Genomic DNA, 19,608 nt, shown 5'->3' on the forward strand with positions numbered 1-19,608 from the left:
GGACCTTCACGCAATGACCCAGGCCATCCATCTAGACCCTGAGCACCCTCAACAGGAAGCAATCGAACGGGCGGCGTCGATCATTCGAAACGGGGGTCTGGTCGCCTTCCCAACCGAAACCGTGTACGGACTGGGCGCCGATGCGATGAACCAGAGCGCGGTCGAGAAGATCTTCGAAGCAAAGGGCAGACCCGCCGACAATCCGCTGATAGTTCACGTCAGTAGCCGCGATATGGTTGACCTCGCAGCAAGCGGTGTAAGCAAAAACGCCGAGCGGCTGATGGATAAATTCTGGCCAGGCCCGCTGACTTTGGTGCTCGAGCGAAAGCCGGAAGTCGCGCCCTCGGCATCGGCGGGCTTATCGACGGTTGCCGTGCGAATGCCCAGGAACACAATCGCCCTCGCCCTGATTCGCTCCTCGCGCACTCCCATTGCCGCGCCGAGCGCTAACGCATCTGGAAGACCGAGCCCAACGACCGCAGCGCACGTGCTCGAAGATCTGGGCGGGCGAATCGATATGATTCTCGACGGCGGAACTACGAACATCGGGATCGAATCGACGGTGCTTGATATGACTTCCGATCCACCAATGATCCTGCGGCCGGGCTGGATAACCCGCGAGATGTTGATGGCGGTCATTGGACCGGTGGAGCAAGCGACGTCCGGAGAAGAACTGCGGCGCTCGCCGGGCACCCGGCATCGACACTACAGCCCTCGCGCCCAGGTGATCCTAGTCGAGCACGGCTCGGCAGGCTTGATTGAAGGCATTTGCAAAGAGCATCTGAAAGAAGGCAGCGTGGGGCTCGTAGGTCACTCGGCAGTCGCGATCGATGACCCGAACCTCTCAAAGATTCGCCTGGAAAACAGTGCGAAAGACTATGCTCATTCCATCTACGCCGCGTTACGCGAGCTTGATGATAAGAACACCCGCGTGGTTGTGGTCGAAGGCATCAGTGAGGCTGGTGAAGGGGCGGCCGTTATGGATCGGCTTCGCAGGGCCGCGTGGCAAGATGATGGCCGATGACTAATGATTCCGTAGGCTGCGGCTCGGCTTACGGTTTTGTGATAATATGACCACGGCTCGCTTGCGGAAGAATCGCAAGCACGGAGGCGTGCATGACCACACAGATACAACCTGTTCTGACTATCGAAGATCTCGATCTCATGCCAGAGGATGGAAACCGATATGAACTCATCGAGGGGGAGATTTACATGTCTCGTGCGCCCAGCATCACTCACCAACTCGTGTTTCGGAATCTGCTGACCGGGATCGATGTCTTTCTGATGCGCAACCCGATTGGTTTGATTGTGCCCGGGCCGGGCGTGACCTTTGATGATTTCAACGGCGTTATTCCAGACATTGTATTCGTCAGCAATGAGCGTCGCGCACAAATTATTTCCGGCGAGCGATTCACGGACGCGCCTGATCTCGTGATTGAGATCATTTCTCCGGGCGCTGAGAATGAGCGTCGAGACCGAACGATCAAACGACGCCTTTACGGCCGATTTGGCGTTAAAGAGTATTGGCTCATTGACTTGGTAAATAGAGCAGTGGAGATTTACGAACTTGGTAAATCAGGACTGGAATTGGCTGCTACCTTCAGCGGCGATGATGAATTGACCTCGTCGGTACTCCCCGGATTCCGTTTGAAGCTGACTGACTTGTTCAGAATTTGAGAACCGCCCGCGTGCATCCTCTGATGGACATCGACTCGATCCGAAACTACTGCCTCTCTCTTCCGCACGCAACAGAGGACATTCAGTGGGGCAACGATCTGCTGTTTCGAATCTCGGGAAAAATATTCGCCGGGATAAGCCTCGATCCACCACATTCTTTCTCGTTCAAGTGCACCCCTGAGAAGTTTGACGAGTTGATCGAACTCGAGGGCATCATACCCGCGCCCTATACGGCGCGGAACAAATGGGTGATGCTTGAAAGCCTGGACGCGCTTGGCGATTCTGAAATCAAACCGCTGATCAAGAATTCATATGAGATGATCTTTGCGAAGCTAACCAGGAAGGCGCACGCAGAACTTGGCGCGAGCAATAAAGCAGCCGCCAAGCCGAAGCCGCCGCGAAAGAAGTAGGCTGCCGGCAACTTCGGGTTGGCATCAACAACGGGAGCACGAATGCAAGCACTCAAGAAACAGAGCCTCACTGAAGACGGGCTCGAGTTCGTCACTGACCAACCCGAGCCGCGGGTGGGACATTCGGAAGTGAAGATTCGCGTCGAAGCAGCGTCAATCTGCGGCACCGACCAGAGCATTTATCAGATCACATCGAAGCCGGGGATGCGCGATGAGATGCTGACCTACAACGGCGGCGACGTGTCGCGTTATCAGCCAATCGTAGTCGGTCACGAGTTCTGCGGCGAAGTAGTTGAAGTCGGCGAAGACGTTCCGGCCGGAATCGCCAGGCAGGGTGATTATGTCACCAGTGAGATGCACATTTTCTGCGGCCATTGCCAGCAGTGCCGAACTGGCCGCCAGCACATCTGCAAGAACATCCGCGTCAAAGGGCTGCATCTCGACGGCGCGTTCGCCGAGTACGTAGTCGTGCCCGCAAGCAACGTCGTAAACCTCGAACGCTTCGGGGGACGAGAAGTCATCCCGCCGCGCTTTGGAGCTTTTCTTGACGCGCTGGGAAATGCTGTGCACACGGTGATGGAAGGCGACGTCGAAGGGAAGACTGTAGCGATCCTGGGATGCGGCGCTCAGGGACTGATGGCCACCGCAGTCGCGCGAACGCTTGGCGCTACCAGAATATACGTCACCGACTTTTCCGATCCTCGCGGACGCTTCGATGCGAGCCGGCTGGCGGCGCGATTCAAGACCGCGCGCGAGCTTGGCGCTGATTTCTGCTTCGACACCAACGAAGAGGCGATGCCAGGCCAGAAACAAAAGTTGATGGAGCGCGCCCGCAACGAGCACGGTGGCGGCATCGACGTCGTGCTCGAGATGAGCGGAGCCGAATCAGCCTACAACGACGCAGGGGCGATGGTTAAAAACGGCGGACAGATTCTGCTTCTTGGAATTCCCGCGCGCCCGTTGAGGTCTTTTGATTTTGGGAAGTACGCGGTGTGGAAAGGCGTTACGATTCGAGGCATCTTCGGCAGACGGCTGTTCGAGACCTGGTACGCAATGCTGGACTTGTTGGCGACGGAGAAGTCGGGATTGAAGGCAAGACTCGAACAGATCATCTCGCGTGAGGCAGTGCCGCTTTCAGATTTCGAGCGAGGCTTCGAGCTGGTGCGGAACCACGAGGCGGTCAAGCTTCTGCTTACGCCAGACCGGACGAGCAAGTGAGAGCGAATGACCGCCGACGGTGGACGAGCGACGGAGGCCGTCGGTCTTCCGTCGTCGGTCATCGGTCGTCTTGATCAAAGGAGACCTGAATGAATCCCACTGAGCTTTACTCAACACTCAATCGCGAACTTGAAAACATCAAAGAGGCAAAGACCTTCAAGTACGAAGTCCCGCTCGAGAGCGAGCAGGGTGGCGAGGTCATCGTTGAAGGCCACCGGGTGGTGATGCTCGCGTCCAACAACTACCTCGGGCTTGCGAATCATCCTCGCATCAAAGCAGCCGCACACCGCGGAATCGACGAGTGGGGCTACGGACTTTCGTCAGTGCGATTCCTTTGCGGGACCGAGCCCATTCATATCGAGCTCGAACGCCGCATAGCGCAGTTTGTCGGTTGCGAAGCGGCGATTCTTCACTCGTCGTGCTTCGCCGCGAACGAAGCCTTCTTCACCGCGCTGCTCGCGAACGATTTCGGGCAGAGCGACTACCAGGACGTCATCTACAGCGATCAGCTCAATCACGCGAGCATCATCGACGGCGTTCGTCTCTGCAGGGCCGTGGCCAAGCAGACGGTGTCGCGCCTTTATCGAAACGGCGATGTGAATCATCTGCGCGAGATGCTCGAAGAGGACCGCGGCAAGAATTATCGCATCAAGATCATCGCGTCCGACGGGGTGTTCTCGATGGAAGGCTTGCTCGCGCCGTTGCCTGAACTTGTTGCACTCGCAAATGAGCATAACGCGCTGCTGTTTGTGGACGAATCTCACGCGACCGGCGCGTTGGGAAAGACCGGTCGCGGCACCATCGAAGAACTTGGCGTGTACGGCAAGGTCGACGTCATCACCGGAACTTTTGGGAAAGCGCTGGGCGGGGCGTGTGGTGGGTTCATCGCGGGACGAACTCCGTTGATCGAATTCCTCCGCCAGAAATCGCGGCCTTACACATTCTCGAACACGATGCCGCCTTCGGTCGTTGTAGCGTCAATTGAAGCGATCGACTTGATCGAGAAGAATCCTTCAATCGTCGAGCAACTCCGCGAGAACACCGACTACTTCCGTCGCGAGATCGTGCGGCTGGGCTTCAAGATCATTGAGGGCCGGCACCCGATTGTACCGGTGATGCTAGGCGAAGCCGCGCTTGCGCAGGACATGAGCCAGGAGTTGTTGAAGGAAGGTGTATACATCAAAGGCCTCTGGTACCCGGTCGTACCCAAAGGCGAAGCTCGCTTGAGGGCACAGATCTCAGCGGCCCACACACGCGAAGATCTCGACCGTGCGCTTGATGCATTTGATAAGGTTGGCAAGGCTCTTGGTGTGCTCTAGCTGGGAATACGTTTCGAGGACGCTTCATTGAATAGAGGTTAGAGATGGATCCGCTAAATGAAGTCCGAGAAGAAGCAACGCGGACGTTTGATCCTCGTGAAGCTGATGCGCGTTACAAGCCGTTTCCGTCGTTCGCGGAATGGTTGGCCAAGTCCACTGTCGACTCGCAGAGGTGGGAGCGCTACGCCGAGGCTATTCGTAAGCTGCGAGCCACCTCACCTGATCTTCTCCCGCGCGCGCTTGAGGTGGTTAAGAGGGCTGCCGCTTGGGACACAGGGGCCATCGAAGGGCTTTACCCAACTGATCGGGGATTCACGTTGACTGTGGCAATGGAAGTAACTGCCTGGGAGAGCCTGGTCGAGCAGAGAGGAGCCAACGCGCGCGCGTTGTTTGAATCGCAACTGAAGGCGTATGACTACGTTTTGGATTTCGCAACGCAAGAGATCCCCATCGCGGAGGCCTGGATTCGTAAACTTCACGAAGTGGTATGCGAGTCGCAGGATACGTATGAAGTCCAAACATCAATCGGTAAACAGCACCAGCCGTTGCCTAAGGGGGAATACAAACAGAATCCAAACCATGTCGTGCAGCGTGACGGCTCGATCCACTCATGGTCACCGGTCGACCTCACGCCAGCGGAGATGCACAGGCTCTGCGAAGAGCTTCGCAGTGAGGCGTTCAATGCGGCGCACCCAATCATCCAGGCGGCTTACGCACACTATGCGTTCGTTTCAGTGCACCCGTTTGCCGATGGCAATGGAAGAGTCGCGAGGGCGCTAGCGTCAGTGTTCACGTACCGAGCAGAGTCAATCCCATTGTTGATTCTAAAGGGTGATGCCGAGTACCTGCCTGCCTTGGAGGCTGCTGACAGCGGTGACGTCCAAAGATTCGTGGACTTCATTCTTGAAAAGGCGATAGACACCATTCGGCTCACCGAGGATAGCTTCAAAGCTGCCAAGGCGCCGAATTTGGAAGCAGCGCTGAATGAGCTCACCGGCCTGTATTTGAGAGAGAAAGCGCAAACCGACGCTCGAGACTTTTCCGATGGTATTGCAACCAGCCTGTTCAACGCCTTCAGGGACAGGATAAATGAGAGATTGGACTCGGTTGATCAGCCAAACGTGGTCTCGATCGGAAGCGTGCTGTCCGACTACCGCGCGCCACTTCGAATAGGCTATCGCGTGCGGGAAAACAGAGCAGGGGGGTTCGCACTCTCGTCTGCGGATCCATTCCGCGCGTCGGTTCAACGCAGATTCCAGGTCGAGGTGCCGAACGACGCTAAAGGCGCAGATAACGTATTGATCCGAAGCCTTGATTCCGACGACGTTTTTGAAGCCGCGGTCTCAGAGTTGTCACCTGAGCCAACCGTCTCAGTTCGCATGCGACTCTCGGTTTGGAGCGAAAAGCTGATCGCGGAAGCGCTGAATGAGTTATCCACTCGCGCCGCAGCCTTACGCAATCCACAAGAGTAAGAGTCTGCTATTCAAGCACGGTTAGCAGAAATCACGCGGCTCCCGAGTTCAAAGAATTGAATCGTCGCAGCGGCTATGTCGATCGCCCTTGATGCAGCATTTCGGCGGCTTCACGACGATCTCTCAAGAAACTTCGTCCCTTTTCTTGTCGTTTAATCAAAGTCTATCCGTTCAATATCAACAAACCGACTTCGATGTCGGATTCGAAGTGTGCCTTAACAATAGTTTTCTCAATAAGGAGTAAAGGATGAAACCCAACTACTCGCGCGGCATCTTTGCCGTTCTGATTCTCACTATGCTCGCCGCCTCGAATGCTCTCGCGTCGAGAGTATCTGAAGGCAACAAGAGGATCGAGTTCACAACCAGTTCAAGAGAAGCGAAAGACTACGTTACGCAGATCGTCAACCGGATCGAGACGTTTCAATTCGGGCCTGACGTGAACACGCTTGCAAAGAAATCGGTCGAGGCCGATCCCAAATTCGCGTTTGGCTACTATCTGCTTGCCACGACCAGTGCTACGCCCGACGAGGTGAAGCAAAACAGCGAAAAGGCGGTCGAGCTTGCAAAGAACGCTTCGGACGGCGAGCGCCGGTACATCGAGGCCGTGCTGCTCACTCGCGCTCAGAAGCTGAGTGAAGCGCTTACGATCTTCCTCGACCTCGCGAAGCAATACCCCGACGAGCGAATGGTCCAGATGCTGCTCGGTCAGGTGTACACCAATCTTGGAAGGCTCGACGAAGCGAAGGCGGCTTTCGAGAGAGCGCTCAGAATCGATGGCAGCACGCCGCGCGTTTACACGTTCCTCGGCAACATTGAACTGCTGAAGGGCAACTCCGCCAAGGCCCGCGAGATGTTCAACGCCTCGCTGGCCAAGCAGGTGAAAGGCAGCGCGCCGTTCGGTCCCAACTACGGGCTCGCGCTCGCGTACATCTATCAGGGCGACATCAAGTCAGCGGTTAAGACGCTCGAAGGTTACGTCGCGGATTACCAGGCCTCGACGCAACAGCAAAACTTCCCCGCGGTGCTCATCTGGAATTCAATCGCGCGATTGCATTTGGAGTTCGGCAAGGCCGAGGATGCGATCAAGGCTTACGCGAAAGGCTACGACACGATACCGGGCAGCACACTTGACGAGACGCAGAAGAAGATCTGGCTGGGCCGGCTTCATCACGGCAAGGCTCGCGCACTGGCGAAGATGGGCAAGCGCGAAGAAGCCTGGAAAGAAGCCGAGCTGATAAAGAAGATGATCGAAGACGGCGGCAAAGAGGGCGAGCAGTTCTGGCCGTCGTACCATTATCTGGCCGGTTACTTGAGGCTCGAAGCAGGAGACTATGCTAAAGCGGTCGAAGAGCTCAAGCAGACCGACCTTACTGATCCGTTCCACAAGCTCTTGCTGGGCGCGCTTATGAGAAGACCGGCGACGCCGCCAATGCTCAGAAGCTCTACAAAGAGATTACCGAATACAATCAGCTCACGTTAGAAAGGGCGCTTGCGTATCCGGAAGCTAAGAAGAAGCTCAAAGCCTAAAGCCTAAGACCGAACGGGGTGAGATGAGATTCTTGAAGGCGGCGCGAGCCGCCCTTCGCTTTTAGCGCGATGTTTGAAGACCGGCAGTTTGGCTCCTGTGGATAGGCGGCGGCGGCGGCGATCGCTTGAACGGTTGATGTGAAGTGGCGGAGGGGACAGGACTCGAACCTGCAAGGGCTTTCGCCCGGCGGTTTTCAAGACCGCTTCCTTACCATTAGGATACCCCTCCTCGATAACCGAAGAGAGTATAGGTGAGCCCTCGCGCTCATTTCAAGATTCGCTGCTGCCAAGTGATGTCTTAGTTTGAATCATTCTCTGCGCAACCTCTGCGTTCTCAGGTCGTGAACAAAAAAATAACGGGAAGGGAGACTCGGGCGAGTGTCCCTTCCCGTTTTCTGCGTCCCTTCAACTGGTTGTGTCCCTCAACCAGAGAAGAAGAGGAGGTTATTTGACAGCCACAATCCAAATTCCCTCATGGTTGCCGAGTTGCTCGCGACTATATCAAAGCCGTCTATGGCTGAGAATCAGGCCAACCGGAAAAGCAAAGAGAAGTACCCAGTTTGCAAGCAACTGAACTTCGGTTTCTACTGTCACGTAAATATTCAAACTAATACCGCTTAGTTAGACAATCCGGCTCGAAGGCCGCTAACCGCCTGGCGCGTTTCAAGCGCATGGATGAACAATCGAATCTCAGCACGTTGTTCAATGCCTTGTTAACGGTCGTCCGCCATTTCGCGTCTTAATGGCCGGACAAGATAAAGGATGTACAAGATTGATAGTAACGGCCTACTCCTCGTGGCTCAACAAACTCAGCCAGCGGCCCGGGCTCCCGTGACGGAAATCTCGGAAGAAGCCTTGTTGCTGAAGGCTGTGCGTCACGGTGAGCATGAGGCGTTCGCCAAACTGTACAGCCTCTACGCGCCGATGGTGCACGGGATACTGCTGGCTCGCGTGCCGTGGAGCGAGGTCGATGATCTTGTGCAAGACGTCTTCCTCATCACTCTCAAGAAGCTCGATACGCTACGCGACGACCGAGCCTTCGGAGGCTGGCTGGCGATGATTGCGCGCAACCGCGCTATGGATTTCCACCGGCGAAAACGTGAGACCGAAGAGTTGAACGAAGACCTCGCAACGCAAAACCGCTCCGAATCGGACCGCGAAGCCGCTAACGTGCTCGGACAGATCTGCGGGCTACCGGAAGCTTACCGCGAGACACTGGTCTTGAGACTGGTTGAAGGAATGACCGGACCTGAAATCGCGGACCGCACCGGTCTTACTCCGGCCTCAGTCCGAGTGAATCTACACCGCGGCATGAAGCTGCTCCGTGAAAAGTTGGGAATGGAGAAGCAACTATGAACGACGATTATCTGTGGGACCGATCCGGCGAGCCCGATCTGGAAGTTGAACGCCTCGAAAGAGTGCTCGGCAAGTATCGCTATCAACCTCAGCAGCTAAGCCCGGTCCTCGATTCGCGCTTGTTTAACAGGCGAACTGGATGGATTCGGTTAGCCGCGGCAGCGGCAGCGATTCTGATGGTGTTGGCGGGACTATGGATTTTCAAAGTTCAGAACAGGGGCATCATCGATCCGCCCGGGTTGTCCTCCAACGACGATCGCCCGGCAGAGAGGCGGGACAAGCCTCAAGACCTGTTGGCGACTGTGAAGGAACCGGAGCACCTGCCAAGCGCGGCAACGACTGTCAGGGCCCCGCGAAAGTCTCATCGCAGACCTTCTGAGGAACGGTTTGTGGAAAGTTTGCCGGTCGTCGATTCGAGCTCGATCGCCGAACGCCGGCCACTCATCAATCCGTTCATTGACGTGGAGACGGCTCGTCACATCGAGCGGGCCCAGTTGTTGCTACGATCCTTCAGAAACACTCGCGACAACACTCGCAACTCCGGTTCGCGGCCTGGCGCTGATCTTTCCTACGAGAGGCAGGGGTCGAGAGAGTTGCTTTACAAAAACGTTCTTCTGCGCCGCGACGCGGAAGCGAAAGGCAATATGCCAGTTGAAGATTTGCTGGGCGGCCTGGAGCCGTTCCTGCTCGACATAGCAAATTTGTCCGACAGACCTTCCGGCGACGACGTGCGCTCAATCAAAGAGCGGATGCAAAAGAAAGAGATTATCTCCGCGCTGCAGATTTATTCGGCGCCGACTCTGAGCCAGGTTTTCTAAAACGGGAATTTCAAGGAGAGAAAATGATTCGCATTATTACCGTTCCAAATCTAGCCGGGCTGAGACCATCTCGTTTGATCCCGCTTCTTATCATCGCGCTCAGCTTGAGCAGTCTGCTCGTGCTGCCCCGCAACAGCAGCGCCGCTCGCTACACACAGGAGCTGGAGAAGCTCAACAGGCTGGTTCAAACGTCCAACGCCTCGGACGCCGAGATGAAGATCTTCCGCGAAGGGCGAGACCTCATTGGCGATGAATCCTGGGAGAAGGCCGCGACGAAGTTCCGCGAATACATCAGCAGATATCCGAAGGGCAAGGATACCGACGCCGCGCTCTACTGGCTCGCTTTCGCCTTGAAGAAGCAAGAGAAGTATCAGGAAGCGGATCGCTCTCTTGAGAGGCTGATCAACGAGTACCCAAGATCGAAATGGAAAGACGACGCAAGCTCGATGCGAATCGAGCTCGCTTCGGCGCTACCCAATAGGCAGACTCCGGGCAGTCTGGACAACTACGACGAGGAGACCAAGATCGTAGCGCTGCAAAGTATTTTCCAGGGTAATCCCGAGCGAGGCGCTGCCATCGCCGCCGATCTCTTGAAGCGCGACTCCAGAGCCAGCAAGCGCGTGAAGGAGGCGGCAGTCAGCCTGCTGGGCCAGCATCACACCAAGGCCGGTTCAGACTTGCTGCTCGGGATCGTCCGTAATGAAACAGACGCGCATCTCCGCAAGTCTGCGATCTTCTGGCTGGGACAGACTAACGACGAAGGCGTGCTCGACCTGCTCAAGGAGCTGGCGACAAGTTCTACAGACACTGAAGTGAACAAAGCGGCGGTGTTCGCGATATCCCAGCACGGAAGCGCGCGAGCCGGCGCGCTTCTGAGCGAGCTTGCTCGTAGCGCAACGTCACGCAGAGTGCGCGAGGAAGCGATCTTCTGGCTGGGCCAACGCGGAGGCGAAGCGGTTGACGGCGAGCTGATCAAGATTTTCGAGTCCGATCCCGACGCGCAGATTCGAAAGAAGGTTGTGTTCGCGCTCTCGCAACGCGGCACAGCGCAAGCCCGAACCAAGCTCAGCGAGATCGCTCGCTCCGGCGCCGATCCCGAAATCCGCAAGGAAGCGATCTTCTGGCTCGGGCAGCGAGGCGACGAACAAAACGCCGACGAGTTGATCAAGATCTATGACGCCGACACCGACGTCGAGATTCGCAAGAAGGTCATCTTCTCAATGTCACAGATGAACAACGCGCGCGCCAAGTCGAAGCTCATGGACATCGCGCGCAGCGGAGACAGTTCCGCGCTACGAGGCGAGGCGGTGTTCTGGATCGGGCAGACCGGCGGCGATCAGGGCGCTGATCTACTGATCCAGTTGTATGACACCGAAAAGAACGACGAAGTCAAAAAGAAACTCATCTTCTCGCTCGGGCAAACCGGCAAGAAGCGCGCATTGCAGAAGCTGATGACCATCGCCAAGGGCGATTCTTCGGTTCAGGCGCGCAAGGAAGCGATTTTCTGGCTGGGTCAGAGCCGCGACCCTGATGCGTTGAAGTTTCTTGAAGATGTTCTGAAGTAGACTGTGGTTTGTGGTTCCGGGTTCAGGATTTCGCGTCCAAACGCCCAACAACATTGGTGAAGCCTAAACCCGGAACTCTGAACTCTGAACCCGGAACCAGAAACTAGAAACCAGAGACTAGGTTTGTCGGATTTTTTTCTAAGGAGTCACCAAAATGCTCAAGACAATTTGCATGCTCACTTTGTTGATTGGAACGGTGCTGATGAGCACTGGCAGCTCGCGGGCTCAACGCGAAGGCTTTATACCCGTAGAAGGAACGAACCTGAGATCAAAGATAGACCTTGCCCTAAGACAGGGCCGCGCCAAGCAAACGCGCTTCTGGACAGCTTATTCGTTTGACGTGAGGCCCGGAGTTGCGGTCGACGTTGAAATTCGCGACGGCCACGGAAGCACTACCATATTCAGCGGCACGAGCGTTTCGGTGGGCTCGAACATTGAAACACGCAACCTGGGTGTCTTCGCGCTTCACGAATCGAGCGACGGTTCGATCGCGAGGGTCGAGGTCTACAATCTGGACCGCAGTCGCGAGTACAGCGGCTACCCCGTTTACTGGCTCGGCCGCGCCGCAAATGAAGAGAGCTTGAGTTTGCTCAGAGGCCTTGTCGAATCAAATCAAATCGGCGATGCCCCCAGGAATTCGATCGTAGCCATCGCGCTACACGACGATCCGCGGGTCGGCGGCATGCTTGAAGATTTCGTTCGCCAGTCCAAGGTAGAGAAGGTCCGCACGAGCGCGGTTTTCTGGCTCGGTCAAATCCCGGGTCACAATCCCTTTCTGGTTGACCTGGTCCGCAACCAACAAGAGAGCACCAAGCTTCGCAAAGAGGCGGCCTTCGCCATCGGCGTCAGCAAAGAGCCAGGCGCGATTGCGGCTCTAGAAGCGCTTTATCCAACGGTCGGCGACCGCGAGGTCAAGAGGCAAATCATCTTTGCCGCTTCGATAAACAACAGCGACACAAAATCCACTTCAGCAAACAGGAACAATGATGAAGGAATCAACTTCCTGATCAAGGTTGCAGAAAGCGACCCCGACCGCGAACTGAGAAAGCAAGCTCTCTTCTGGCTCGGTCAAACAGCGGGCAAGCGCGGACTCGAGGTGTTGGGGAACGTGGTCGAGAAATCCGACGACGACACAGAAGTGCAAAAGCAAGCCGTGTTCGCCATAAGCCAGAGGCCGAAGGACGAAGCGATACCTCTTCTAATCAAGATCGCAAAGACCCATCCCAAACCCGCCGTGCGCAAGCAAGCGATGTTCTGGCTCGGGCAGACCGGCGATGAGCGCGCGCTGGAGTTTTTCAAAGAGATATTGGCGAAGTGAGTAGGAGCTTCAGGTGGCGCGGGTTCGGTCTGGGACCAAGCAGCCTCAGCGAGAATCGGAAATTGAAAATTGAAAATTGAAAATTGCAAACTTGCCAAAGCGCGCGGGTTCCACTCAATTTTCAATTTTCAATTTTCAGTTTCCCAAGCCACCTGAAACCTTTTGGCTTTGCGTCTCACTAACTAGCGTCTTCGATTCAGCCGAGCCATCCGTTTCATTTGACAGCCATTCGTGAGGCCATTCCGAAGGATAAGGTTATGAAACATTTCGACCAGCCCCTGCTTCGATTGCAAAGCGTCACCAAGGTCTTTTTCACCGACGAGGTGGAAACGCACGCGCTTTCGGGCATTCATCTCGAGATCGACAAAGGCGAGTTCGTTTCGATCGGGGGCCCATCAGGCTGTGGAAAGTCCACTCTTCTCTCGATTCTCGGATTGCTGGATTCGCCGACCGACGGAACCTACCTTCTCGCCGGCAAATCGGTTGCCGATTTGCCACGCTCCGAACGCGCGGTAATCCGCAATCGAGAAATAGGATTCGTGTTTCAGAGCTTTAATCTCATCGGCGACCTCACCGTGTTTGAGAATGTCGAGCTTCCGCTGACCTATCGCGGGGTTAAAGCATCCGAACGCCGCGAGCGAGTAAGGGACGCGCTCGAGCGAGTTGGCATGGCGCATCGTGAGCGACATCTGCCGAGTCAACTATCAGGCGGCCAGCAGCAGAGAATCGCGGTGGCGCGCGCGGTCGCGGGCGATCCGCTGATCGTGCTGGCCGATGAGCCTACCGGCAATCTCGATTCAGCGCACGGCGAATCGATGATGGAGCTGCTGGGCGAACTTCACAGTGCGGGCGCGACCATTTGCATGGTGACTCACGACCCGCGGTACGCGGCTCATGCAGATCGGACTGTTCACCTGTTCGACGGCCAGGTGGTGGAAGAACAATCAAAGGCGGCGTGATGGCGACATATCAAAGGCCGCGTGAGCTAAGACAGAAAAACCCTAAGGAGGTATTAACAATGCGACAGAAATCTATCGCTCTTTTCGGCATCGCGGTGCTGGCTTTGATGCTTGCGCCGCTAACCGGCGCGCAATCGCAGCGCAAGCACGTTGACGATCGCGACTATTCTGAACGCGAAGAAATAAACCAGACCTACGAGCTTGCTCCGGGTGCGCGCGTCGAGCTGTCGGTCATATCGGGCTCCGTCGACGTCGAAACAACCACCAGCACGACTGCAGAAGTTCGCATTGTGCGAATGGGGGAGACTCGCAAGGATCTCGATTGCTATACCGTTGGCATCGAGCATACTCCCACCAGCCTGGTGATGCGTCATCGACAAGAGCGGACCGACGACTGCCAAAACATAAGGGCCCGCCAGCAAGTGACCCTCCGATTGCCACGCAATGTCGATTTGAAGCTCAACGCGATTAGCGGACCGGTCACTATTGGAGAGATCGATGGTTCGTTGCGCCTCAGCGGAATAAGCGGCAAAGTCGAGGTCGCGCAGGCGCTCGGGTATTCGGACATCTCGGGCATCAGCGGCGTGCTTTTGATAACGATCCCTCGCCTGAGCGTGCGCGGCATTCGCGTTAGCGGCATCAGCGGGAGAGTCGAGCTCCGGCTGGCGAGCAATTTGAACGCAGATCTGAACGTCAGCGGCATCAACGGCGACGTGAACGCTGCAGCGCCACATGTGACGCTCAGCAAGGTCGGACATTCAGACTTCCGCGGACGAGCCGGTTCCGGCGGGTCGGTCATCTCGGTCTCCGGCATTAGCGGCAGCGTGACGTTTCGCGGCGAGTGATTTGATTTCCAATTCTCAAACAAGTTCGAATCTCGGCTTTGAGCTTGAGCTTTGAGCTTGAGCTTTGAGATCTGAAATTGGAAATCTGAGACATTTGAGATTTCTCTCGGACGGTTTCGCAAGCCGACCTCAGCAATCCGCAGTCAAGAGGCGAGCCTACGGGAGTGGCTCTAGCAGCCTGTTTTGTGCCAGCTCGCCGCGCCACAAAGGTCGATCCAATGGTTGCTCTGAGGTGTGAGTGAGCCTAATGAACACAAAGACGCGAAGACCGAATGCCTCCTCCTGGTCTTCGCGTCTTTGTGATTTGTCTCGATGACAGCGTTTCGGAAATGGAAACCCTCGACCGTTAGTTTTGATTGCCGCCTGTTCGCTTCTCGCTAATGCCCAGCGCTTTCATTCGACGATACAAGTGTGAGCGGTCGATGCCCAGCGCTTCGGCGGTGTGGGTGACGTTGCCGTCGCACTCGCCCAGCTTCCGAAGAATGTAGTTGCGCTCGTAGGCTTCGCGGCCTTCGCGATACGAAGTGAAGTTGTACCGCGGCGGCATCTTCACACCCTCGGGAGTTCCAAACGGCGGCAAGTCATCGGCGGTGATTCGCTCCTTGGCCGCCATTATGACCACGCGCTCGATCGTGTTTCGCAGTTCGCGCACATTGCCCGGCCAATCGCAATCGGCCAACCGCTTGTGCGCGTCTTCGGTGAAAGCCTTCGGCGCTCGGTTGTACGCAGTCGAGTATTTGAGATTGAAGTAGTTCGCAAGCAGCGGGATATCCTCGCGGCGGTCGCGAAGCGGAGGCACTTCGAATGGAATCACGTTTAGGCGATAAAAAAGATCCGCTCGAAACGCGCCGCGCTCGATCTCTTCGTCCAATCTCTTGTTCGTCGCTGCGATTATGCGCACGTCGACCTGCAGCGGGGTGTTCGAACCCAGAGCCTCGAATCGCTGCTCCTCGAGAACTCGCAGCACCTTAGACTGGACTTTCAAGCTCATATCGCCGACTTCGTCGAGCAGCAGCGTGCCGCCGTCGGCTTGTTCGAACTTGCCTCGCTTCGCTTGAGTAGCGCCGGTGAATGCGCCTTTCGTATGTCCGAAAAGTTCGGACTCGATCAGCTCTTCGGGAATGGCGGCGCAGTTGAGCTCCACGAAGGGCATTACCACTCGCGAAGATTGATGATGAATCGCTCGCGCGGCCAGCTCCTTCCCGGTGCCCGACTCGCCGTATATCAGAATGCGTCCGTTGGTCGGCGCGGCAACGGCGATCTGCTGGCGAAGCGCGCGGATGGGAACGCTCTCGCCGATCATTGCGTTCTCATCGTCGAGTTGCTCGCGGAGCCTTCGGTTGTCGGCTTCGAGTTGGCGCTGGCGAAGCGCGTTGCGAACGGCAAGCACGGTGCGATCTATCTGAAGCGGCTTTTCGATGAAGTCCACGGCGCCAAGCCGAGTCGCCCGCAAGGCTGTTTCGATGTTCCCGTGTCCGCTGATCATTATCACCGCCGTGTCCGGATAGGCGGCTTTCAATCGCTCGAGGGTTTCGATGCCGTCGATGCCCGGGAGCCAGACGTCCAGAAGCACGCAACTAAACAGATTCCGCTCAAAGAAGGCAATGCACTCCTCGCCCGACGCTGCAGTCTCGACCGACAAACCTTCGTCCGCGAGCACTCCTGCCAGCGAGCGGCGGATTCCTTCTTCATCATCGACTATTAGAACTGAGTTGGGCATGCGGAAAGTGATGCGTGAAACGTGATGCGTGATGCGTGAGACGTGAGACGTGATGCGTGACAAGATTTCTACGCAGGGGTCCGGTTACGAATCACGAATCACGCATCACGCATCACGCATCACGTTTCACGCATCACTCTTCACTCCTCTTCGGTGGTAGTCTTAGCATCACGGACTCGAACGGCTCGATATCAAGGCGCAGCATGCCACCGGCGTCGGAGAACACTTCTCGCTGCTGTTTTCGCCGCTTCAAAAAGATTGTCGTGCCGAATACCGAGCCCCCTACCAGCACCGTGGCCAGGATCAAGCCAAGCAGACCAAAGGTCGATAGCAACATATCCGCCGTTTTCTCCATGCGGAACGGATCGTTGACCGGCCATAGCGGATTGCGTAGCCACTTCACTGTGTAGGGATATTGCACCGAGTTGACCAGGCTTTCGGCAAACTCGCGGTCCCGGACGTTCACTGCCTCGACCAGGTAGTTCCCCGTCCGCTTGAAGATTATGTGCTGCTGATCGGTTTCGGGGAGCGATGAGACGTAGCTTGTGACGCGCGCCATAGCGTCGGTAGCAAACTGCGGAGTGTGGAACTCGACGATCAGAAGCTTCAGCGGCGAATCGGGTGCTCCCGGCGCCGATCGGGCAACGCTTTCCATCTTAGCCTGTGTTTGACCCGTCGCCTGCGTCTGCGGCGCGCCACTGTTCGGGCCTTCGCCTTGCGCGTACTGAGCCATCACCGCTTCGGTGTCTCCGGCGAATTCAAACATCGCCCGGCCATGTTCAAGGAAGGCGTCCAGCGATTCCGGACCCAGGAAATAGCGTTGGCTTTGCGGAACCAGGGACGCGGCCGGCAAGCTGTCGAGCAGAGGCGGACGGGTGACGACCGCGCTCATCGGAACAATCGCATCCGCAACCGCGCGGGCCAAAGCTTCTCGAACAGTCGAGCTTACCCGGGAAGGCTTCTGACTTGGGTCACCAACGCGAACAAAGAAGGTCCCTTTCCAGAAGACCAGCTCGCCATCGAGCCGAGCGCCGCCCGAGCCTATATCTTCCTCGATGGGTTTGACCCTGCTCGCTCCGCAATTGAACATAAACAGCCCAAGTGCCGCGAACTGGTTTTCTGTTTCGAACACATCGACGCGAACTCCCGCGTACTCACGCGAAGCGGCCGACGTGACCCGGTATTCCTCGTAGATTGCCGCTTTGTCTCCGACAAGCTCGACGAGGTTGTCTCCACCTATTGGCTTTATGTCGCTGGTTGCCCTTAAGCGAGCGAGGCTGCCGGGTAGCAATCGCGCGAGCGGGCTCGACGATGCGAGGGGCGTCACTGCCGCGCTGGCCGGTTGATCCTCCCCCGCCGGCGCCTGCCGAGCTCCGATGGCAAGGGGCGATATTAGTACTAGTATGAGTGCCAGCACTGCCGGCCGTTGCTTCTCCAAATGCATTTGTTCGGTTCCAAGATCAGGCGTCAGCCAGATTAGACCCCACGCCGAGCGCTTTAGTTCCGGCGCCGCAACTCGGCGAGTATCATGTTCGCGTAGCGTTCAGGATGATGTATGTCGTCCAGGATTATCTTGCCCGACTCCGAGGCGCTGTCGATTCCAATATCGCCGAGGTTCAACAATCGCTGCCAGACCGATGCCGTAACGGTCACATCTTGAATGTTGCGCAGCGGTATGTTGCGCACGATCTTCGCGATTATTCCGTATCGCATTTCGAGCTTGTAGTTGGTAAGCGTGTACACCTCGCGCTTCCTTAAAATGTGATGGTAGATTGGATTTGAAAACGCGATGAGCGCCACGGCGAGTATCACGAAGAAGGCGACCGTTCCTGTAACCCACTGCACCTTCATGTTGCTCAGAACTCCCATCAACGCCGCCGTGGCGATTGTGATCAACGCGCCGACTATGTAACGGATCAGCACGAAAATCAGAGTCGGTCTTACCGTAAATATTTCGTGCTCGTCGGCGTAAGACCCAACCGCCCCGGCCGGCCCAACCGCAACGGGCCCATTCGATGCGCCGGTTGCCGTAAGCATCTCCGAGCCGCAACTATTGCAGAAGCGGCTTCCATCCGGGAGCGTCTCACCGCACTTGTTACAGCGCATATTTTCCTCACGCCATTGTTATCTTACCCGAGCCAACTCGAATTCTAGCATACGAGCGCGCGGCGATATAAGAAGGTTGAGAGCCGTGCGAACGCTCTGACCTCCGGCCAGGCCTGTGACGCTGCATCATTTCTGGCGTCTCGTTCTGTGCGCGGCCGCGCCTTTGCAGTTCTACGGATTCGCGCTTGACGCCCGCGCCGCGAGCTATAGAATTGAACCACCCCCTCCAGATACTCCGCAGGATTCTCAAAGTTAAGTCATGCAAGAGTACATCGACCGTTTCTCCGACTATCTGAAGTATCAACGCAACGCGTCCGCGCATACTCTGCGAAACTACATCAGCGATCTCGCACAGTTTTACGATCACCTCTGCCCCAGACACTCTGACGGAACGCGCGACGACATAGACATAAGACAGATCGATCACATTACGATTCGCGAGTACATGGCGCAGCTTTATCAGGCCAAGCGAAAGAAGGCGTCAATAGCGCGGAAGCTGGCTACGCTGCGGACATTCTTCAAGTTCCTATGCCGCGAGCAACTGCTCGAAGTGAACCCCGCCAAATTGGTCTCGAGCCCGCGTCTTGAGAAGAGGCTTCCAAAAGTGATGTCGATCGACGAAATCATTCAATTCATAGAGACGCCGGACACCGAGACCGTGCTGGGTAAGCGCGATCGCGCGATAATCGAGATGTTATATGCCACGGGCTGCCGCGTATCGGAAATCGCCGGGATGAATTTCGACGACATCGACTTCAAGCACGAAACAATCCGCGTGCGAGGCAAAGGCCGCAAGGAACGCTTCGTGCCATTCGGCTCCAAGGCGAAGGAAGCTCTCGGAGCTTACTCTGAAGTGCGAGGTGCTTTGCTTGCGGAAGCGCCCGAACATAAGCGTCAGGCGAACGCTGTGTTTCTTAACTATCAAGGGACGCGAATCACGACCCGCTCGATAGGCAGGTTGATCGAGAAGTACGTAAAGGAGTGCGCGCTTGCTCAGGCCATAAGCCCCCACTCGCTTCGTCATTCAGTCGCGACTCATCTGTTATCCGCCGGGGCGGATCTGCGCGCGATTCAAGAGTTGCTTGGCCATGCGCGGCTCTCTACTACGCAGATCTATACTCATGTTTCCATTGAACAGTTGTTGCGCGTATACGACAAAGCCCATCCAAGGGCCTGACCGACAAAGAAAGCGCTCTTTTGCTCTCTTCATCCGCGATCTTCCCCGGTCCTCAAACAAAACAGCAGAAGCTTTAGCAGAATTCCGACGCTGAAATACGTCTTCAAATTGTGTAGGGGCA

17 protein-coding genes and 1 tRNA gene are annotated in these 19,608 nt (G+C 56.4%); 14 read left to right on the forward strand and 4 right to left on the reverse strand.

Annotated elements, in window-relative coordinates; genetic code table 11:
- Positions 1-13 precede the first annotated feature (13 nt).
- The 7 genes from AABO57_06100 (at position 14) to AABO57_06130 (ending at position 7,576) form a co-directional block, all read left to right on the forward strand.
- Positions 14-1,024: an L-threonylcarbamoyladenylate synthase gene (locus AABO57_06100; GenBank protein ID MEK6285295.1), complete on the forward strand. Its 1,011-nt coding sequence runs from the start codon at positions 14-16 to the stop codon at positions 1,022-1,024.
- A 92-nt stretch (positions 1,025-1,116) separates the two neighbouring features.
- Positions 1,117-1,677 (forward strand): Uma2 family endonuclease, encoded by a 561-nt coding sequence (locus tag AABO57_06105; protein MEK6285296.1) that lies wholly within the window; start codon positions 1,117-1,119, stop codon positions 1,675-1,677.
- A gap of 11 nt (positions 1,678-1,688) precedes the next feature.
- Complete coding sequence (locus AABO57_06110) at positions 1,689-2,087, forward strand: MmcQ/YjbR family DNA-binding protein (protein ID MEK6285297.1); 399 nt, start codon at positions 1,689-1,691, stop codon at positions 2,085-2,087.
- A gap of 42 nt (positions 2,088-2,129) precedes the next feature.
- Positions 2,130-3,305 carry an alcohol dehydrogenase catalytic domain-containing protein gene (locus AABO57_06115; protein ID MEK6285298.1) on the forward strand — a complete coding sequence of 392 codons (1,176 nt, stop codon included), beginning with the start codon at positions 2,130-2,132 and terminating at the stop codon, positions 3,303-3,305.
- Positions 3,306-3,394: 89 nt separating this feature from the next.
- Complete coding sequence (locus AABO57_06120) at positions 3,395-4,624, forward strand: glycine C-acetyltransferase (protein ID MEK6285299.1); 1,230 nt, start codon at positions 3,395-3,397, stop codon at positions 4,622-4,624.
- 44 nt (positions 4,625-4,668) lie between these two features.
- Positions 4,669-6,096 carry a Fic family protein gene (locus AABO57_06125; GenBank protein ID MEK6285300.1) on the forward strand — a complete coding sequence of 476 codons (1,428 nt, stop codon included), beginning with the start codon at positions 4,669-4,671 and terminating at the stop codon, positions 6,094-6,096.
- A gap of 247 nt (positions 6,097-6,343) precedes the next feature.
- On the forward strand, positions 6,344-7,576 hold the full coding sequence (locus AABO57_06130; GenBank protein MEK6285301.1) for a tetratricopeptide repeat protein: 1,233 nt from the start codon (positions 6,344-6,346) through the stop codon (positions 7,574-7,576).
- 191 nt (positions 7,577-7,767) lie between these two features.
- Here AABO57_06130 and AABO57_06135 read toward each other — a convergent pair.
- A tRNA-Ser gene (locus tag AABO57_06135) sits at positions 7,768-7,852 on the reverse strand.
- A gap of 533 nt (positions 7,853-8,385) precedes the next feature.
- Between AABO57_06135 and AABO57_06140 the strand changes: the two genes are divergently transcribed.
- The 6 genes from AABO57_06140 (at position 8,386) to AABO57_06165 (ending at position 14,484) form a co-directional block, all read left to right on the forward strand.
- A complete protein-coding gene (locus AABO57_06140) occupies positions 8,386-8,979 on the forward strand; it encodes a sigma-70 family RNA polymerase sigma factor (GenBank protein ID MEK6285302.1) in 594 nt (197 codons plus the stop codon).
- Positions 8,976-9,797 (forward strand): hypothetical protein, encoded by an 822-nt coding sequence (locus tag AABO57_06145; protein MEK6285303.1) that lies wholly within the window; start codon positions 8,976-8,978, stop codon positions 9,795-9,797. The genes AABO57_06140 and AABO57_06145 overlap by 4 nt, the downstream gene beginning before the upstream one ends.
- A gap of 23 nt (positions 9,798-9,820) precedes the next feature.
- Complete coding sequence (locus AABO57_06150; protein ID MEK6285304.1) at positions 9,821-11,362, forward strand: HEAT repeat domain-containing protein; 1,542 nt, start codon at positions 9,821-9,823, stop codon at positions 11,360-11,362.
- A gap of 154 nt (positions 11,363-11,516) precedes the next feature.
- On the forward strand, positions 11,517-12,680 hold the full coding sequence (locus AABO57_06155; protein ID MEK6285305.1) for a HEAT repeat domain-containing protein: 1,164 nt from the start codon (positions 11,517-11,519) through the stop codon (positions 12,678-12,680).
- A gap of 257 nt (positions 12,681-12,937) precedes the next feature.
- The gene (locus AABO57_06160; GenBank protein MEK6285306.1) at positions 12,938-13,639 is read left to right on the forward strand and encodes an ABC transporter ATP-binding protein; all 702 of its coding nucleotides are present in this window, start codon (positions 12,938-12,940) and stop codon (positions 13,637-13,639) included.
- A 59-nt stretch (positions 13,640-13,698) separates the two neighbouring features.
- Positions 13,699-14,484 (forward strand): hypothetical protein, encoded by a 786-nt coding sequence (locus AABO57_06165; GenBank protein ID MEK6285307.1) that lies wholly within the window; start codon positions 13,699-13,701, stop codon positions 14,482-14,484.
- A 346-nt stretch (positions 14,485-14,830) separates the two neighbouring features.
- Here the strand turns inward: AABO57_06165 and AABO57_06170 are convergent, their stop codons facing one another.
- The 3 genes from AABO57_06170 to AABO57_06180 form a co-directional block, all read right to left on the reverse strand.
- Complete coding sequence (locus AABO57_06170) at positions 14,831-16,267, reverse strand: sigma-54 dependent transcriptional regulator (GenBank protein ID MEK6285308.1); 1,437 nt, start codon at positions 16,265-16,267, stop codon at positions 14,831-14,833.
- Between the two features lie 70 nt (positions 16,268-16,337).
- A complete protein-coding gene (locus tag AABO57_06175) occupies positions 16,338-17,648 on the reverse strand; it encodes a DUF6599 family protein (GenBank protein MEK6285309.1) in 1,311 nt (436 codons plus the stop codon).
- A 53-nt stretch (positions 17,649-17,701) separates the two neighbouring features.
- Positions 17,702-18,310: a PH domain-containing protein gene (locus AABO57_06180; protein MEK6285310.1), complete on the reverse strand. Its 609-nt coding sequence runs from the start codon at positions 18,308-18,310 to the stop codon at positions 17,702-17,704.
- Positions 18,311-18,569: 259 nt separating this feature from the next.
- On the opposite strand from AABO57_06180, the gene xerC reads away from it, so the two are divergent.
- Entirely contained in the window at positions 18,570-19,487 is a 918-nt protein-coding gene (xerC, locus tag AABO57_06185) for a tyrosine recombinase XerC (protein ID MEK6285311.1), read from the forward strand.
- Positions 19,488-19,608: the final 121 nt, after the last annotated feature.

Source organism: Acidobacteriota bacterium, from assembly GCA_038040445.1.
Classification (GTDB): domain Bacteria; phylum Acidobacteriota; class Blastocatellia; order UBA7656; family UBA7656; genus Onstottus_A; species Onstottus_A frigus.